Below are 17176 nucleotides of genomic sequence, written 5' to 3'. Positions count from 1 at the left end.
GGTACCTCGGCGATAGCAGGACGCGTGAGCGGCGTTACCGACAAATTTTCCTTGCCTCAAAATAGGTCGCTTAATTAAGAAGGTTGATATAAATTGACAATCAGGCGAGAAGTGTGGTTTTAATTTAGTGTTAAGACTCTATTTATAAGTAGAACTAAAATGAAAAAATTAGACCAACACTTAATTAAATATGCGCTCTACCATCGTGATGAGCGCAATATTTTAACCCATTTTGTGGGCGTGCCGCTGATTGTATTTGCGGTAATAGGCTTGCTGTATTTTCCTTTAATGTCAGTCAACAGTCTATTGATCACCCCTGCATTAGTTGTTGCGATACTCGCCATGCTGTTTTACTTAGCTTTAGATATTAAGTTAGGCCTACTCATGAGTGGCTTATATTTACTAGGGCTTTGGGGGGTAGACAGTATTTTTGAAAGCATGAGCGCGCAAACGGCGAGTTTCTATGGGTTATTTGCGGGGCTGTTTGTTGTAGGTTGGATAATTCAATTCATCGGGCACTATTATGAAGGAAAAAAGCCAGCATTTGTTGATGATTTAATAGGTTTATTAGTTGGGCCATTATTCGTTGTGGTCGAGTTACTATTTAAACTTGGCCTACTTAAAAGCTTAGAAGCCCGCATAATTGAACATGCAGGCCCCTACAGAAATTAGCACTTTTGAGGCTTGCTCTAGATAGAGATGCGGGTCTCAAGTTTACTGCCTTTGACGATGGTAATGTCGTTACAATTTATTCTGACCTTACCATTTTCAGATTCAAGCATGTAAGCAAACTCAGGACAAACATCTAAACAGGCATCAGCTAATTGCTTTTTCGCTCGGTGAACCATAATATTCATATGGTTCATCTGTATTCCCAGTGCTTTAGTTAATTCTTCACGGTACATCCAGCCCTGTAATTCAGGCTCTAGGCCAGCTTGTTTATCAAGAATACGAGTTCGTGCGAGCAGTAGTAATAGATAGTGATGAGTGCGTGTACCTAAATCGAATGTTTTACTTGCAACGTTTAAAGTTAGGTGGGTATTCTCTTCATCTAAACTAACATTGAAAGATAAGGCATACTCGATATTCTGCGCTACCTCATTTTTAAGTTGTTTGGTAATGGTCGACGGGCTTGAGCAGTAAAATTGCCACTGATCATTAAAAATGCTGATCAGCCCTCCATCAATTAAAACTTGTCTGTCATTTGTAAATAAATCTTCTAAGAACCAATAATTAAGCATGCTATCGAAATAGGCAATATGTGATGCTTCTTGCTCGTTAGGTAGGAGAAGCTGGTCTTTAATTTCAATAACTTTATTGCTATCTGATTGAGATACCAAAAACTGACAATCTGTGCTGAGATCGCCGACAACAAAAGAACTTCGACCAGGGGCGGCAAAATCAATTTTATCGTTAAGGCACAACTGATATGGAAGGTTTTTACTTATTTTTTTATCATTGATCCAAATACCATTGGTACTTACATCTCGAATTAACCAATTACCCTGAGTGTGTTCAATAATTGCGTGATGGCGAGAGATTTCGGGTGAATCAATAAGCGTATCAACGTTGTATTTGAATCGCCCAATGGTGTGATAGCTCTTTAGATAGATCTTTTCAAGCTTTTGTTCATCAATGAGATAAGCCATATATGCTTCCTTTTCCTAATTAAAACTAAAATTTTTCCGTTGAAACAATCGGCTGATACTAAACTGTGAAGTCGCTCAGCACAATATGATTTAACTTGTTAATGCACACATTGAACGAATAGAGTTTATCGAAAGTTCAAATTGTATTAACCCAGATCAAGTCTAAGCTTTTTTTTTGTAATATGCGATTACAGTCACTTACACCAGCTTGCGAATTCGTCTTTACTGAACCATATTTTTATTATTGCAATAAAGTAAAAAGTTGATTTATGAGGTATCAAATGGGCGAATTCAAAAAAATAGACACAGTTGAATTAAAAGGTGTGTATCAATTCTGCGATCACTTCGATTCTGAGAAATTAGATCTTAAGAGTACTGCACTTAAGATAGTGACTGATTTTACCCGACGAACGCCGCAAGTTATTTTAAAAGACGTAGATGTTGATCATGCTTTATTTATGATGGTAAATGGCCATGTTAGGTCGAAGTTAGTCATAGATCATGATGATACTTTTTTAGGAGTCATCAACTCTCGTGATTTAACCGGTAGAAAAGTACTGACAGTAGCACAAAAGCGAAATCAGTCTCGAAGTGACCTAACAGTTGAAGATTTAATGACAAAAAAATCAGATCTACGTGCGATGCCTTATTCAATGGTAGAAAATTCTAAAATAGGCGATGTACTCGAAACGTTAAAAGGTTTAGGTCATCAACACATCTTATTAGTTGATGAAAAAGGCAGCTTAAGAGGCATGATCTCAGCCAGTGATATTGCCAGAGCATTACATATTCCTGTTAATATTCTTCAAACAGCCCATTCATTTAAAGAGATTTTCGAAATTATCCATGACCACCAAGAAATCATCGCTTAAAAACAATTTTGAAATTATAAGAGTGTCCCATAATTGAGACACTCTTATTTTATAAGTTGTCTCGGTTTCGACACAAGAAAACATTGCTTGCAGTTTTAGAAATATAAAAATCATTAAATAACAATAAGATAAACCTTGGCTCGATAGTTGATTTAAGTTACCCAGTTCAACTAATGGAGCCAGCTATGGATACGAAGAGAACCCCACAACCAAAACCTGTAATTAAGCGATATTGGTACTTACCTGTTATATCTTTAATCGTTTTAGCGATTTACCTATCAAAGCAGTTTTTAGGCGATGCTTCTTATTTTGTCGCACGAGATAAATTACAAATGGCTAACGTGAAGCAGGGAGACTTCAAAATTGAAGTAAGAGGCTCTGGGGTTTTAAAGCCAAAATCATTGCAATGGAGTGCAGCGCAATCAAGAGGCAGAGTACAACAGTTACTTGCAAAACCCGGAGACAGTGTTGTGCAAGGACAGAAAATTGCGGTGTTAGAAAATGTTGAACTGCTGAGTGAACTAGAGAAAATTCAATGGGAACTTAAAGCCATTAAGGCTGAAAATAACGCGGCTGCAGTTGCGCAACAAGCTCAACAACTTGATCTTGAAAATGCTGTTATGGAAGCAGAGTTTAATTACAAAAGCTCAAAATTAAAACTTGATGCAGAGCAATCATTGCTAGATCAAGGTAAAGGCTCATTGTCAGCATTAGATTTTAAACGCACTCAACTTGCGGTTACGCAACAGTATGCTCGTTGGCAGGCACAAATAAAACGTGCTGATAAAATGCAACAAAACTACCAAGCCAGTGAATTAGCAAGACAAGCACGTCTTGAGCAGGTCGAAAATAACCTCAGAAAAGCACAACAGCAGGTAAGTGGCTTAACTATCACAGCGGGCATTTCAGGCATAGTTCAAAAGCTGCCGATTGAACTTGGTCAACAACTTAATAACGGTGAAAATGCAGCTTTAGTAATAGATCCAGGTTCGCTATTTGCCGAGATAAACGTACAAGAAATACAAGTTAAAGACGTTGTGATGGGTCAACCTGTCACCATTGATACCCGCTTTAATAAACTCTCAGGTGAAGTGCAGCGCATTTCCCCGCTATCTGAAAATGGCCTAGTGGCAGTGGAGGTGGGGATTATCTCTGAGCTACCTAAGGAAGCGCGCTCAGATCTCAATATTGATGGTTACATTGAAGTGACAAACATCAAAAATACGCTTTATGTGAAACGCCCTGCATTTGCACCAAAAAACCGTACGGTAGATTTGTTCAAAACGACCAATGACGGTGCGTTTGCACAAAAATATGAAGTCAAACTTGGCACCAGTACTGCCAAATATATTCAAATTCTTTCTGGTCTTAACCCAGGCGATCAAATTATTATCTCTGACACCAGCGCATGGGCATCTCATAGCAGTGTCAAAATACAATAATATCAATAGGTTTAAAAAGGATCTCTCATGTCATTATTAAGTTTAAGTAACATCAATAAATCATTTTTAACTGAAGACATCGAAACCCATGCGTTAAGTAATATTAATCTTGAAATAGCACAGGGTGAGTATGTTTCCCTGTCAGGCCCTTCTGGCTGCGGTAAATCTACCTTGTTGTCTATTTTAGGCTTACTCGACACCGCTACCAGCGGACAATATTTATTTAATGGTCAGGATGTTACGGGTTTTAGCAGAGATAAACGGGCTCAGATCCGTTGTTATGACATCGGCTTTGTTTTTCAATCTTTCAATTTAATTTCTAGTCTCACAATCAGTGAAAACATCATGTTGCCGCTGACTTACCAAAATGGTGTCTCTAAGAGCTTGATGCAAAGTAAGGTGGATGAAGTATTGGAGCGGGTTGGAATGCAACATCGTGCGAATCACTATCCTTCTCAGCTGTCAGGTGGTCAACAGCAGCGAGTGGCCGTTGCAAGAGCCTTGGTGAACGATCCGAAAATTATCTTTGCCGATGAGCCAACAGGTAACTTAGACAGTCAAAATGCAGAAAAAGTGATGGCGTTATTTGACCAGTTGCACCGAGACGGCAGCACGATTTGCATGGTGACGCACGACCCTCGTAGTGCTCAGATGGCGCAGCGACAGGTTAGTATACTTGATGGCACATTAGTTAATGATGTCATGCTTCATTCTGTCGAAAAAGTACCAGCGTAAGGAGCACATTATGTGGCTTGATATTAAGTATGCACTCAGACAATTACTCCAGTCGCCAAAATTCTCAGCCTTGACGCTGCTGGTACTGATTGGCGGCCTATTTGTCAGCTTATATAGTTTTTCATTTTTGAATTCCGTGCTTTACAAAGACTTGCCTCTACCTGAAGGTGAAACCATTCTACATATATCTTCTCAATCACAAGAAGATGCAGACTTAGATCCTATGCCAGCGTGGGAAACCGCTAATCTAATTGAATCACAAACCAGCTTCGCGCAGATTGGTCGCTATGTTTCAACATACGGACATATTCTATTTGAACAAACATCGAAACGACTTAGTTTAGAAAAAGTGGATAGTAACTTCTTTGAGTTTACAAAAGTTCAACCATTAATGGGACGTACACTACAAGTTGAAGACTACCAAGTCAGTGCAGAGCCTGTGGTGGTGTTAAGTTATGTTATTTGGCAGAGCACTTTTAATGGTCAGCAAGATATTGTTGGCCAAATTATTAATCTCAACAACCAATTAACGACGGTTATAGGCGTTATGCCTGAAGGTTTTGCGTTTCCAGTTGCTGGTAGAGCCTGGCAACCATTATCTTTGCAATATAGGCAGCCACAAATGAGCAACGATGAATGGCTTAGTTTGTACGGTCGTTTAAATAAAGGCACGTCTGTTGAGCAAGCAGAAACTGAATTATCCAGCTTGCTAAAAGGGTTTTATACTCAGAAGCAGCAAGCACTGGGCCGTGACTATGAACCAAGAACAGTTGCGATTACATCGTTTCCGAGTGCGCAAGTAAATGGTGCGGGTGGTATTGTTTTTACCTTTATCAATGGTGTTGCACTGTGCATATTATTACTCGCTTGTATCAATGTTGGTAACTTGTTGCTTGCTAGAGCGTTAGAAAAAAATAAAGAGACGGCGATCCGTGCTGCGCTAGGTGCCCCCACTAAACGTTTAATTTCTCAGTTAATGTGGGAGGGGAGCATTTTAACCATTCTTGGTTCTGTGTTAGCGGTTTTATTAACTGGAGCTGCCCTGGGTTATACAGAAATCGTATTACAAAGTCATATGGCTGATAACCTTGCATTCTGGTGGCATTGGGGAATGGATACTGACACCTTATTCGCAGCCTTGGTGTTTGCTTTAGTGACCCTCTTCTTTGCTTGTTTCTTACCTGCGTATAAAGCAGCAACACAAGATGTGAATGCTACTTTACGGGACGGTACGCGTGGGGCTCAGGGTAAAAAAGCGGGCCGACTTTCTAGGGTATTATTGACGGCACAAATATTTTTGATTTCTACTCTCATGCTGATTGGCGGATTATCTGCGTTTTTATCTCAAACTATTATTAATATGGATATGGGCGTCGACTTCAAGAATAGTTTAGATGTGAATCTAACGTTAGAAGAAAAGCGTTACACCTCTGCAGAACAAAAACTTACTTATTATCAATTACTAAAAGCTGAACTTGAACAGCAAAATAGTATTAGCGATGTCTCTCTCAGTGCCTATTTGGGTAAAAAGCCTGTCTACCCAGCGGGTCAAATCACCGAAAGAGAGCAGGATAAACCACAAGTAGATGTGATTGAGCTGATTGGAAACACACAAAGCTACGGTCCGTATTTGCTCGAAGGTCGTCACCTTGACGAGCAAGATCATCGAAATGCCATGCGAACAGCCGTGATCTCAGATTCAATGGCAAAACGATACTGGCCGAATGCCAGCCCGCTTGGGGAACAAATAGAAGTTGAACTTAAATCAGGAAAAGAGACGCACACAATTGTTGGAGTTGTGACGAATAGAATGAATGCATCGTCTCTATTTGCTGCACTAGATAAAGAAGACGAAATTTATACATCGGCGTTGCAAGGTGAAGTTGGTCCCTTAAGAGTGACATTAAAGCACTTTGGAGATAGCCAACGAGCTCAGACCGATTTTTATCATGTATTTTACCGTTTAGATCCAGCGTCTGATCTTGGCTATTTCAGATCGAAAGAAGATGACTTTGGCATGCTGCACAAAATGGCCAAAACAGCGTTCTTTATTACTTTTGGATGTGCTTTCTTCGCGTTGTTTTTAGCACTAACAGGTATTTATGGTTTGAGTGCGGGTACAGTTTTCCAACGCTACAACGAAATTGGCGTCCGCCGCGCTGTCGGTGCGACTGATAGAGCGATAGTCAGTTTATTCGTAAAACAAGGTAGTAAATTGTTGATACTGGGAAGTGGTTTAGCCTTACTACTTTTTGTCTTGATTGCTTATGTATTTCATAATTTTACAGAGCAGCTAGTACCGGCTTACATTTATCCGATACTTGCGTGCATCGTAACAGTGCTAGTTGCCAGTGCGGTGTTACTTGCCATTTATTTTCCAACCAGAAATGCGGTAGTATTGGAGCCAAGCCAGGTACTTCGCTATGAGTAAGGAATAACAATAATAATGGCAAACATTTTAGTGGCTGACGATGATATTAATATCATCGCCAGCCTACAGTTTTTACTAGATGACCATGGTTTTGATGTGCAAGGGGTCACGTCTCTTGAAGCAGCTAAAACCCAATTAACGCAACATAACTTTGATCTCGTCATGCTGGATATGAATTTCCATCGTGATACCACATCAGGCTGTGAAGGTATTGAATTTATTCAGCAAATGAATAAGTTATTGGCAGATAAGCTGCCGCCGATTATTGCCATGACAGGCTGGGCGACCATAGATATCGCAGTTTCAGCATTGAAGGCCGGTGCAAAAGACTTTGTGCAAAAGCCGTGGCAAGACGACGCACTCATTAATACCATTCAAACCCAAATTAAACTGGCAGAGCGAGAGCAACAGCTCGAACTTGCGCAAGACGAAAATAGTCAACTGAAACAAGACCTATATCTCCAACATGGCGATCTTATCGCTGAATCTGCAGTGATGCAGCAACTGCTCAAACAGGCACAAAGTTTAGCAAAAAGTGATATGAACATTTTGATCACAGGTGAAAACGGCACAGGTAAAAGCTTACTTGCAAGCAAAATTCATCAATTTTCAAAGCGCGCTTCAGGGCCCTTTGTTAGTGCAAATATGGGCGCGATTGTAGAAAGTTTATTTGAAAGTGAGCTATTTGGTCACGTAAAGGGCGCGTTTACAGATGCCAAACAAAACCGCGCAGGGCGTTTTCAAATGGCGCAGCAGGGCACATTATTTTTAGACGAAATAGGTAATATTCCACTTGCTCAGCAGGCAAAATTGCTGCGCGTATTAGAAGAAAAACAATTTGAACCTGTGGGTTCAAGCAAAACCCAACGTGCTGATGTAAGATTAGTCTCTGCGACCAATACAGATCTTGAATCTGCCATTCAAGCAGGGTCATTCCGACAAGATTTATTTTATCGTTTAAATACGGTTACCTTGCACATGCCTGCTTTGAAAGCGCGTAAAGACGACATAGTGCCATTGGCAAATTACTTTGTTGCGAAGCACAGTAAGCATTATGGCAAAAACGATGTTTGTTTGTCTGAGTGTGCTAAAGCTGCATTGCTCGCATATCACTGGCCGGGCAATTTAAGAGAGTTGAGTCATTGTATAGAGCGAGCACTGTTTTTAAGTGACACAAGTATCACAGTTGAGAGCCTGAATCTCAATGTAACCAGTAATCTCACTCAGCAAAATGCACTGACATCGATGCCAGAAGACAGTATTACCACGCAAGCCAAATTAACCTTAGATGAAATAGAGTTTCAGGCAATGGAGCAAAGACTTAAACACTTTGCAGGGAATGTCACCGAAACAGCCAAATCTTTGGGCCTCAGTCGCAGCGGTTATTACCGTCGGCTGGCTAAATACGAAGCGCAATAGCATGCAATTTTTCGCACGCTCCAAAACGAAAGTGGTTGATCATAAACAACAACAGACTCGGTTAATATTGGGTTTGTCGCTGCCGGCCATTTTAGTGGCGTTTTTTAGTTTGCTTTACGTAGGGCTCAATACCTATTTGTTGGCATTTTTCAGCATCATCGCCTTGTTAGGGTTATTTTATGTGGTCTATGCCACACGAAATAACATAGACAAACAACAACAGCTTATTAGTAACTTATTGGCGGCTTTGATTGAAGAAGATTACACAATGCGTGGAAACTTACAGCAAGATGCCGCCATCGCGCCACTTTTGAAACTAATCAATACGCTTGCAGATAACTTACAAACAAAGAGTCGCCAAGTATCTGAAAAGCAGATACTGATCGATAAAATTTTAGATCAGGTTCAAGCTATGTGTTTTGCTTATGACAATGAGCAAAATATCGTGATGGCAAATCATGCCGCACATACCCAGTTATTTTTAGGTCAAGAGATAGAAGATTGTTCACTTCAAGATTTCAATTGGCTGAAATCACTCACTGAGAAAAATTCAGCAGTTGTGACGTTAAATACTTCACAGCTTCAAGGCGAGTATTTTGCTTTTAAAGATAAATATTTAAGCGCTGGCAACCCACATACACTGCTGCTATTAATAAAAGCAGAACAAATACTAGATGAGAGAAAACAGCAAGCATGGCAAGACTTATTGCGCGTGTTAAGTCACGAACTTAATAATTCACTTACGCCAATTGCAACAATCAGCCGCAGTCTTAATAAGAAAGTTCAACAATGTGAATTTTCTAAACAACCTCAGTTTCAACAAGGGCTTGAGATTATTTCCGAGCGGGCAAGTTCTTTGCAAGCATTTATTTCCAGTTATCGAGAATTGGCTCAATTGCCAAAGCCGAGTAAATCAGCGGTCACCGTACAAAGTTTATTTGGTCCTATTCTGCCTTTGTTTGATTGTGAATTTACTTATAGCGAAAATTGGCCAAAACCTGCCTCACAGTTAGTGCTGAATGTTGATAAAAAACAGCTTCAGCAAGTGCTTATCAATCTGATAAAAAATGCTATTGAAGCCAATACAGTAAATAACCAGCAAGGCATTGAGCTAGACCTTGAAGAAAGTGATGACATGTTGAAAATTTGTATCCGAGACTTTGGGCAGGGGATCGCCAATTTTGATAACTTATTTGTGCCTTTTTATACCACTAAACAGCAAGGCACAGGTTTAGGGTTAGCATTAAGTCGACAGATAATGTTGAACCATGACGGGCAATTACAATTAGAGAATCATCTTGAGCAAGGTGCAATCGCAACCGTAACTTTGCCAGCGTTGCAAAGAGATAATGAATAACTGGTAATTCATACAGTATTTTGGCATTATGCCAAAAAAATAAATGAGAATGTGCTTTGGCTGTAATTTTAGGCATAGATCCCGGTTCAAGGTTTACTGGGTACGGCGTGATTGATCATCAAGGAAGTAAGTTTACCTACTTAGGCAGTGGTTGTATTAAAGTGGGTGAGCATGATTTTCCGACCCGATTAAAAATGATCTTCCAAGGTGTTACCCAGCTGGTGGAGCAATTTAACCCGCAAAGCTTTGGCATTGAGCAAGTATTTATGGCACATAATCCAGACTCTGCATTAAAACTAGGGCAAGCCCGAGGCGCAGCAATTGTTGCTGCAACTATGCAAGATGTTCCTGTCTATGAATACTCAGCTAGGCAAGTAAAACAAGCGGTTGTAGGCACAGGTGGCGCTAAAAAAGAGCAAGTTCAAGAAATGGTGAAACGTATCTTGAAGTTACCTGGCACACCGCAAGCCGATGCCGCAGATGCATTAGCCATTGCCATTTGTCATGCACATTCTGAGCAAAATTTAATTCGTTTAGCTGGTAACGCCAGTAAAACGGTTCGTCGAAGATTAAGGTAATAAACATGATTGGAAGACTAAGCGGCACACTATTAGAAAAACAACCACCGGAAATTTTACTTGATGTAAATGGGGTAGGTTACGAAGTTCAAATGCCAATGACCTGTTTCTATGAGTTGCCTAATGTTGGCGAGCAAGCAGCGATTTATACGCATTTTGTGGTACGAGAAGACGCCCAGTTGCTATTTGGTTTTAATCATAAAAAAGAGCGTGCTTTATTTCGAGAGCTCATAAAAGCCAATGGTGTTGGTCCAAAACTCGGTTTAGCGATTTTATCGGGTATGTCAGCTGAGCAATTCATCCACTGTGTGAATAACGAAGATGCGACCACTTTGGTGAAAATTCCGGGCGTAGGTAAGAAAACCGCTGAACGTTTAGTGCTAGAAATGAAAGATCGCTTAAAAGACTTCGGCAATGATTTACTCACGCCATTTAGTGATAATGCAGTCATTGCGCCACAAGAAGATCCGACGGTTGCCAATAATCCAGCCGATGATGCAGTTGCTGCATTACTCGCATTAGGCTATAAACTAGCGCAAGCACAAAAAGCGGTGAAGGCAGTAAGCCAGCCAGATATGAATACCGAAGCGCTGATTAAAGAAGCGCTTAAATCTATGATGTAATAACCCTTATGATTGAAGCTGATAGACTGATTGAGCCAAGTGTTCAAGGCAACGAAGAAGTAATAGACAGAGCCATTCGGCCAAAGTTATTAGATGACTACACAGGCCAGCCCCATGTAAAAAAACAGATGGAAATTTTCATTGAGGCTGCTCGATCTCGTCAAGAAGCACTCGATCACCTTTTGATCTTCGGCCCTCCAGGTCTTGGTAAAACAACTCTTGCCAATATTGTTGCTAACGAGCTTGAAGTGAATATTAAGACTACGTCGGGTCCTGTACTCGAAAAAGCCGGTGACTTAGCAGCATTGCTTACCAATTTAGAAGAAGGTGACGTGCTGTTTATTGACGAAATTCACCGTTTGAGCCCACAGGTAGAAGAAATTCTTTACCCTGCAATGGAAGACTATCAGCTTGATATCATGATAGGTGAGGGGCCTGCGGCACGGTCGATTAAACTAGACCTGCCACCATTTACACTGATCGGTGCCACCACGCGCGCTGGGTCGTTAACGTCACCGCTGCGTGACCGTTTTGGTATTGTGCAGCGTTTAGAATTTTACTCAGCTGCAGATTTAGCAACTATTATTTCTCGTTCGGCATACTATTTAGACCTAGCTATTAGCCCAGAAGGGGCCGATGAAGTGGCACGTCGCTCTCGTGGTACCCCGCGTATTGCTAATCGTTTATTACGCCGAGTGAGAGACTTTGCCCAAGTGAAAGGCGACGGTAAAGTCAGTCAAGATATCGCAAAACAAGCCCTAGATATGGTCGATGTCGATAAATGCGGCTTCGACTACATGGACAGAAAGTATCTGCTTGCACTCATTGAAAAATTTGCTGGTGGTCCAGTCGGCCTAGATAATATCGCGGCGGCCATCGGTGAAGAGCGTGAAACCATTGAAGATGTCATTGAACCTTTCTTAATTCAACAAGGCTTTATTCAGCGCACGCCAAGAGGGCGTATTGCGTCAAATGCGGCTTATCTGCATTTTGATTTGGTGCCTAAAGAATAGATAAAACAACCGAGTTTGATAGCTAAGTTTTTTAATTATTCACAGCAAGTTGTTCATCTAACCAGTTTTCAAATTCTTCTAAGCTCGCTTTGTTACCCTGAATAAAAGCGAGCGCAGAGAAAATATTTATACCTAGCTGTTCGAATAATTGTCTATCTTCATCAAATTCAGTTTCAAGTTCTTTGACCGTCTTTCCAGAACAAGCCTTAAACTGTTTGTGCCAATATCTTGCCAAGCCAGGCGTATTCATTACCTTAGAATCTTCTCTACTAATAAGAGGTAGTTCAGAATCACATTGCACTGCTACATATTCAAAATCGAATTTTGGATAGGCTATTTTATGATATTTAAAAGTCATAAACGTGTTTGCCCTGGCTTTTAGATAATGAAGTTTAGGTAAATTTAGACTACATTCATTTTTATCCAAGCTATGTTTGCCGAATATCTTTACGACTGTATTTAGCTCAAGGGCTTTAAAGCGTTCACTTGTCTCGGGCATTCTTATTCTGCGAGATAAAGCATCCACACCTTCTGACTGGATTCTTTTTACTGACTCTCTATTCAAGGTGGCGATTTCACCTAAATAATAATTTTCACTAAAATTTTTACTTTGGGTCAATGAGGCACTAAGTACGATTTCTTGAGGGATTAAACTACCTTCATGATTTAATAATGGCTCCAGGTGAGTAAATATTTCTACCTGTGGCTCTTGTTCTAGCATTGCTTTCATTGTCTCGGATATTAATACATCAAATTTTAATGTTGATGACCATTTCGTTGCATCTACACATTCTATAGTCTCAATGAATTTGCCTAGATTTAGGTATTCAATTACTTTTTTGAGATATGAAATAGATTCTTGATGAATATCCAGTAAGTGCACCCTTACCCGACTGTCTGGAAATAAATGTAAGATAGGCAATAAAATCGTGCCAAATGGGCCTGTACCTGCATATAGTATGTTTATTGTCTTATGGTTTTGAAGTTGATAGTTAATAGCTTCATATGTTCCGCGCCAAAATTGCATTGTGCGCATAAACTCTTGTGCACATCGCATAGCAGTAATGGTCGAACAAGCTTTACCGTATTTGGTGAGAGTCCCTTTATCACAACCAGATTCAACAGGCTCTCCCAATCCAGTTAAATTGCTTATTTGCTTAACCCAAGACTGAATCTCAGAAGCATATTGATACAGTCTGTTTCTTTCAACTTTCAGTACTTTTTGAATGAGCTGTTCTGTTTGGGTTTTAAAATCTAATTTTTCGTTAATATTTTCGACGCTGTGTTTATAAACTTTATCTCTTAACCAGTCAGATACCTCGCAGTCAATAACAAGGTTAATTCGACTCTCGGACCCTAAATTTTGTACTTCGTGGATCTGATCAGCATTAATATACCAACACTCGCCAGCAGACATTGGAACAATTTGTCCGTCCACAAGGAACTTGAGATTTTCAGAAGTTTGAATTGGAATATGAATACGGGCCTCTCCTTGCTCTAAGCTCAAGCCTTTATCTCTATGAGGTTTTATGTGACAGCCAGGGTCTAAACGCATAAGCCTAACTGACTTAATTTTGCATTTGAGTTGAGATAATGCACTTTTAAACTCAACTGCTGAATCCAAAGCTGGTAAGTTTTGATATGCCTCAGTGCCCTCAATGCTAAAGGCTTGAAGTATTGGTGATGTGTAAATTAATTGAGATTTACACCTTAATGGCCTGACTTGCCAACCGCCTTTATGGGCGTTTGAATTTACATGTTCGACCCAAAACTGTTCATCCAACATTTTTGAAAGATCTTGTTTTAATTTTGTAGGATTAAATTTTATTCCTAAGAAGGCGTAAGAAATAGCAGGCATAGCAAACCTTTGATTAATAAACACATAAGTAAGGATATCGAGGTGAAAATCGTTAAACTCAAAGAAAGCACCTATAAATTAGGGCTTTCTTTTTAAAACATACAATAGATTTAAGCCATTGATTGTGCTTTTAAATTAGTTTCTAAGATGACGTCAGTCTTCTTCTTTCTGAGGTTTATCAGTGAGGTCTTGATGGTTCTATTAGGCTTTAGAGAGTAGCTGTAATCGGTACTTGGTAGTTCAGTTTGAGACTCTAAAAAACACCCTTTATATAAAAATCTTGCATAAATTGTCGTTCCAGAAGGGACCTGCTCTAAACTAACATCTAGTGAAAATGATTTTTCTCCTAAATGGATCATAGAACCTTCAGATACAACTTCGCTAAAGTCATTTTCAGTAGAAAATTGCCAGGTGATTTCACTTTTACGCTCATGTCCAAAGGTTGGGTTTGTAGTTTCAGGCGTGAAACGAGCAAAAATAATGACAGGGGTCACACGCTTGTCTTTCGGAGGAGTATGGTAATCGTTCTCTTGGCTTACAAAGCGGGTCGTGGGCGAAATAATTGTATTTGCGCTTGCATGTGAAAGTGTTGTTAAAGCGCTTGCTGCAGCAGCTGCTTTTAGGAATTGTCGTCTACTTGATGCTGTCATGAATATATTCCTTTTTAGTATTTTTACATCAATTTGATAATTCGAAGTGTGATGAATTTACTGAAAATCTGGCAGTTTTCGACTCTGGCAACCACATCATTAACGCGTGTGGTAATTTATTTTCAACAATCTTAAAGCCAAGTTTCTGGTATAGGTTTATTGCTGAAACATTCGAATGAAGCACGGTTAGAGTGAGAGGGACTTTGTTTTGTTCTGCAGCTGATTTTAATGCATTAATGACGACGCTGCCGTAGCCTTTATTTTGAGCTGCTTTGATAAACGAAATATCTATGATTCGAACTTCATTATGGCCAAAATCAACCGCTATTCTGCCAATCTTTTCTTGTTGTCTCTCAATGACAAAATAAAATGCATTAGGAAATTGCTCCCCGTAGCCTTCGAATTGTGCTTTAAATTGCATCTCAATCAATTCTTCAATGAAATCATGGCTCGCGTCCACGTGTTTAAGGTCGTCACGGGTACTATTGTACAAATTCATTAGAAAAGGCTTGTCTCTATCATTAGATGGGCGGATAACTAACCCACCTTGCATGGAGTTATTGAACATAAATATTTTCCTTAACTATTTACTCTACGACCGTTTAATTATTGAAGTTTTTATATGCTAGTCTGCTTTTCAGGTAATAGCAATACATAGGATTATGCTAAAAAAAGGTCCCTCAAATTATTTTTTAAGCTTATAAATAGAGTCTGAAACACAGTGATTTTTTACTGGTTTATTTTTATTTAGTTTATATAAATCAATGTCTTAACTTTTATTTCCATCTTCATTTTTTATTTTGTTTTTTTATATTTTTTGTTAAATGCAGACTCTGAAAATGGTGGTCGTATGGAATGTCGTGTAATGCGGTGTAATGTACTAAATATTCAAGTTTTCTGACTAATCTGCAATTATATAATTGTAATTGTTAAATTGTTGTGCAAGCTTAAATCATAATATCGAAACGCTTTCGAATGATTATTAAAGCGCTTAAAAATTTAAAATTAAATTAAGGACAAATCATGCCTGAAAACGAACAGCAAGAAATTGGTGATATAAACTTCGCACAAAGCTTAATTAAGTTAAGTTTAGAGTCACTTAAGCCAATGGAAGGGAATACGATTGAAATCACGTCGTTGACAAGCAATCAGTCATTCAAAGCACAAATTGATGAGGTTGTTATTGGTAAAACAGAGGGCAAGCGTTGGGAGTCATTTGTAATTTACTTAGATGTTTGTCCCAAACAAGATGTTGTTTTAACTCAAGGTTATTACAGAGTTAATTTCAACGAGCTGGGTATTTATGATCTATTTAGCAGTCCTAATAGTGAAACAGAGCTCGAATTTTGCTTTAACTTTGATAAAAAGTTAAGAGCTGAAGAGAAAGCATTGAAAACTTCTTAATTTAAGATGCAATTTTTATAAGGAAAATATATATGGCAAACCCATTTTTAGGTCAAATAGTTCAATTTGGCTTTGGTTGGGCACCCGTTAACTATGCATTATGTGATGGACAGGTTCTTCCAATTAATAGCAACAATGCATTATTTTCATTGTTAGGCGTTCAATTTGGCGGTGACGGTAACGAACAGTTTAATGTACCTGACCTTAGGAGTAGAGTGCCAGTTTCACAAGGCGAACTTCTCGACCCTTATGGTCAAACAAATTTCCAAATGGGTCAGTTTGGAGGGCTCGAAAGTGTTGTTCTTACCATTCAGCAAATGCCGTCTCATAGTCATTCGTTAGGTTGTGACAATTTGGACGCAGACAAGCCACGTGGAGATAACAATACTTTCGCTCAGATTAAATCTAGAAATCTATCAGAAGCTGCTTCACCACTATATAGATCTAATCTATCTACTAACGAATTGAAAATGCTTAACGAAAATGGGTTACCAACATCATCAGGTGGTAATCAAGCTCATACTAATATTCAGCCAAGTACGGTTATTAATTTTGCCATAGCATTAATTGGCGAATATCCGGCTAGAAATTAAGGAGAATCACTATGTCTGAAAACTTTACTGGTGAAATTATTATGTTTGGTGGGACTTTCTCAATTCAAAATTGGGCGTTATGTAATGGGCAAATTATAGGAATTGCGGACCAGCAAGCTCTCTTTTCTCTCTTGGGTACTACTTATGGAGGGAATGGTATTAATACTTTTGCGTTGCCAGAAATGAGGGGACGTATTCCTATGGGGAGCGGTCAAGGGCCCGGTTTATCAAATCGACAAATAGGAATGCAAATAGGCTCCGAGTCTGTCCCATTGAGAGAAGTAGATATGCCCGTGCATACGCATTGTCTACAGGCTTCAAGTGGTCAAGCGAATAGTACCTCTCCTGTTAACTCTATACTTGCGAATGTGTCTAATGAGAACGGCACTTTTTATGAAACACAGCCATTTAGTAATGTGTTTGCTATGGCGAGTGGTCAGGTGGGGTCAACTGGAAAAAATGAATCTCACCCAAATATGATGCCTTATTCAGCTGTGAACTTTCAAATTTGCTTGACTGGTATTTATCCATCTAGAAATTAATCAATTAATT

The 17176-nt window shown here is 39.4% G+C and carries 17 protein-coding genes; 13 read left to right on the top strand and 4 right to left on the bottom strand.

The genetic code is table 11. The features are described from left to right. Positions 1-159 precede the first annotated feature (159 nt). Positions 160-672: an Mpo1 family 2-hydroxy fatty acid dioxygenase gene (locus PP2015_RS09640; protein WP_058030072.1), complete on the top strand. Its 513-nt coding sequence runs from the start codon at positions 160-162 to the stop codon at positions 670-672. Between the two features lie 17 nt (positions 673-689). On the opposite strand, the gene PP2015_RS09635 is transcribed toward PP2015_RS09640, so the two are convergent. After that, the gene (locus PP2015_RS09635; protein ID WP_058030071.1) at positions 690-1649 is read right to left on the bottom strand and encodes an FHA domain-containing protein; all 960 of its coding nucleotides are present in this window, start codon (positions 1647-1649) and stop codon (positions 690-692) included. Positions 1650-1930: 281 nt separating this feature from the next. Between PP2015_RS09635 and PP2015_RS09630 the strand changes: the two genes are divergently transcribed. From PP2015_RS09630 to ruvB, 9 genes are all read left to right on the top strand, one after another. Continuing rightward, the gene (locus PP2015_RS09630) at positions 1931-2521 is read left to right on the top strand and encodes a CBS domain-containing protein (RefSeq protein WP_058030070.1); all 591 of its coding nucleotides are present in this window, start codon (positions 1931-1933) and stop codon (positions 2519-2521) included. Between the two features lie 185 nt (positions 2522-2706). Beyond that, positions 2707-3963: an efflux RND transporter periplasmic adaptor subunit gene (locus tag PP2015_RS09625; RefSeq protein ID WP_058030069.1), complete on the top strand. Its 1257-nt coding sequence runs from the start codon at positions 2707-2709 to the stop codon at positions 3961-3963. Positions 3964-3990: 27 nt separating this feature from the next. Further along, positions 3991-4698, top strand: a complete 708-nt coding sequence (locus tag PP2015_RS09620) for an ABC transporter ATP-binding protein (RefSeq protein WP_058030068.1) — start codon at positions 3991-3993, stop codon at positions 4696-4698. Positions 4699-4708: 10 nt separating this feature from the next. Continuing rightward, positions 4709-7129 (top strand): ABC transporter permease, encoded by a 2421-nt coding sequence (locus tag PP2015_RS09615; RefSeq protein WP_058030067.1) that lies wholly within the window; start codon positions 4709-4711, stop codon positions 7127-7129. 15 nt (positions 7130-7144) lie between these two features. Beyond that, positions 7145-8548 (top strand): sigma-54-dependent transcriptional regulator, encoded by a 1404-nt coding sequence (locus PP2015_RS09610; protein WP_058030066.1) that lies wholly within the window; start codon positions 7145-7147, stop codon positions 8546-8548. Between the two features lies 1 nt (position 8549). Next, positions 8550-9905: a sensor histidine kinase gene (locus PP2015_RS09605; protein ID WP_058030065.1), complete on the top strand. Its 1356-nt coding sequence runs from the start codon at positions 8550-8552 to the stop codon at positions 9903-9905. Positions 9906-9961: 56 nt separating this feature from the next. Beyond that, complete coding sequence (gene ruvC, locus PP2015_RS09600; RefSeq protein WP_058030064.1) at positions 9962-10483, top strand: crossover junction endodeoxyribonuclease RuvC; 522 nt, start codon at positions 9962-9964, stop codon at positions 10481-10483. Positions 10484-10488: 5 nt separating this feature from the next. Continuing rightward, positions 10489-11106, top strand: a complete 618-nt coding sequence (ruvA, locus tag PP2015_RS09595) for a Holliday junction branch migration protein RuvA (RefSeq protein WP_058030063.1) — start codon at positions 10489-10491, stop codon at positions 11104-11106. A gap of 8 nt (positions 11107-11114) precedes the next feature. Then, positions 11115-12119 carry a Holliday junction branch migration DNA helicase RuvB gene (ruvB, locus tag PP2015_RS09590; protein ID WP_058030062.1) on the top strand — a complete coding sequence of 335 codons (1005 nt, stop codon included), beginning with the start codon at positions 11115-11117 and terminating at the stop codon, positions 12117-12119. Positions 12120-12150: 31 nt separating this feature from the next. Here ruvB and PP2015_RS21625 read toward each other — a convergent pair whose 3' ends face one another. The 3 genes from PP2015_RS21625 to PP2015_RS09575 form a co-directional block, all read right to left on the bottom strand. Then, positions 12151-14001 carry an aspartyl/asparaginyl beta-hydroxylase domain-containing protein gene (locus PP2015_RS21625; protein WP_227009249.1) on the bottom strand — a complete coding sequence of 617 codons (1851 nt, stop codon included), beginning with the start codon at positions 13999-14001 and terminating at the stop codon, positions 12151-12153. Between the two features lie 86 nt (positions 14002-14087). After that, positions 14088-14627, bottom strand: coding sequence for a PhoD-like phosphatase N-terminal domain-containing protein (locus PP2015_RS09580; protein ID WP_058030061.1), 540 nt, complete (start codon positions 14625-14627; stop codon positions 14088-14090). A 28-nt stretch (positions 14628-14655) separates the two neighbouring features. After that, positions 14656-15195 carry a GNAT family N-acetyltransferase gene (locus PP2015_RS09575; protein ID WP_058030060.1) on the bottom strand — a complete coding sequence of 180 codons (540 nt, stop codon included), beginning with the start codon at positions 15193-15195 and terminating at the stop codon, positions 14656-14658. Between the two features lie 455 nt (positions 15196-15650). Between PP2015_RS09575 and PP2015_RS09570 the strand changes: the two genes are divergently transcribed. The 3 genes from PP2015_RS09570 to PP2015_RS09560 are packed head-to-tail and all read left to right on the top strand — an operon-like array spanning position 15651 to position 17166. After that, positions 15651-16031 carry a DUF6916 family protein gene (locus PP2015_RS09570; protein ID WP_058030059.1) on the top strand — a complete coding sequence of 127 codons (381 nt, stop codon included), beginning with the start codon at positions 15651-15653 and terminating at the stop codon, positions 16029-16031. A gap of 32 nt (positions 16032-16063) precedes the next feature. Further along, entirely contained in the window at positions 16064-16624 is a 561-nt protein-coding gene (locus PP2015_RS09565; protein ID WP_058030058.1) for a phage tail protein, read from the top strand. Between the two features lie 11 nt (positions 16625-16635). Next, a complete protein-coding gene (locus PP2015_RS09560) occupies positions 16636-17166 on the top strand; it encodes a phage tail protein (protein WP_058030057.1) in 531 nt (176 codons plus the stop codon). Positions 17167-17176 lie beyond the last annotated feature (10 nt).

This window comes from Pseudoalteromonas phenolica (assembly GCF_001444405.1).
Taxonomy (GTDB): Bacteria; Pseudomonadota; Gammaproteobacteria; order Enterobacterales; family Alteromonadaceae; genus Pseudoalteromonas; species Pseudoalteromonas phenolica.
Note: the sequence above shows the minus strand (reverse complement) of the source record. Positions and strands in the feature narration are given on the sequence as shown.

Coding starts and splice junctions, on each gene's coding strand:
- PP2015_RS09640 (WP_058030072.1), top strand. CDS start 160: ATGAAAAAATTAGACCAACACTTAATTAAATATGCGCTCTACCATCGT.
- PP2015_RS09635 (WP_058030071.1), bottom strand. CDS start 1,649: ATGGCTTATCTCATTGATGAACAAAAGCTTGAAAAGATCTATCTAAAG.
- PP2015_RS09630 (WP_058030070.1), top strand. CDS start 1,931: ATGGGCGAATTCAAAAAAATAGACACAGTTGAATTAAAAGGTGTGTAT.
- PP2015_RS09625 (WP_058030069.1), top strand. CDS start 2,707: ATGGATACGAAGAGAACCCCACAACCAAAACCTGTAATTAAGCGATAT.
- PP2015_RS09620 (WP_058030068.1), top strand. CDS start 3,991: ATGTCATTATTAAGTTTAAGTAACATCAATAAATCATTTTTAACTGAA.
- PP2015_RS09615 (WP_058030067.1), top strand. CDS start 4,709: ATGTGGCTTGATATTAAGTATGCACTCAGACAATTACTCCAGTCGCCA.
- PP2015_RS09610 (WP_058030066.1), top strand. CDS start 7,145: ATGGCAAACATTTTAGTGGCTGACGATGATATTAATATCATCGCCAGC.
- PP2015_RS09605 (WP_058030065.1), top strand. CDS start 8,550: ATGCAATTTTTCGCACGCTCCAAAACGAAAGTGGTTGATCATAAACAA.
- ruvA (WP_058030063.1), top strand. CDS start 10,489: ATGATTGGAAGACTAAGCGGCACACTATTAGAAAAACAACCACCGGAA.
- ruvB (WP_058030062.1), top strand. CDS start 11,115: ATGATTGAAGCTGATAGACTGATTGAGCCAAGTGTTCAAGGCAACGAA.
- PP2015_RS09580 (WP_058030061.1), bottom strand. CDS start 14,627: ATGACAGCATCAAGTAGACGACAATTCCTAAAAGCAGCTGCTGCAGCA.
- PP2015_RS09575 (WP_058030060.1), bottom strand. CDS start 15,195: ATGTTCAATAACTCCATGCAAGGTGGGTTAGTTATCCGCCCATCTAAT.
- PP2015_RS09570 (WP_058030059.1), top strand. CDS start 15,651: ATGCCTGAAAACGAACAGCAAGAAATTGGTGATATAAACTTCGCACAA.
- PP2015_RS09565 (WP_058030058.1), top strand. CDS start 16,064: ATGGCAAACCCATTTTTAGGTCAAATAGTTCAATTTGGCTTTGGTTGG.
- PP2015_RS09560 (WP_058030057.1), top strand. CDS start 16,636: ATGTCTGAAAACTTTACTGGTGAAATTATTATGTTTGGTGGGACTTTC.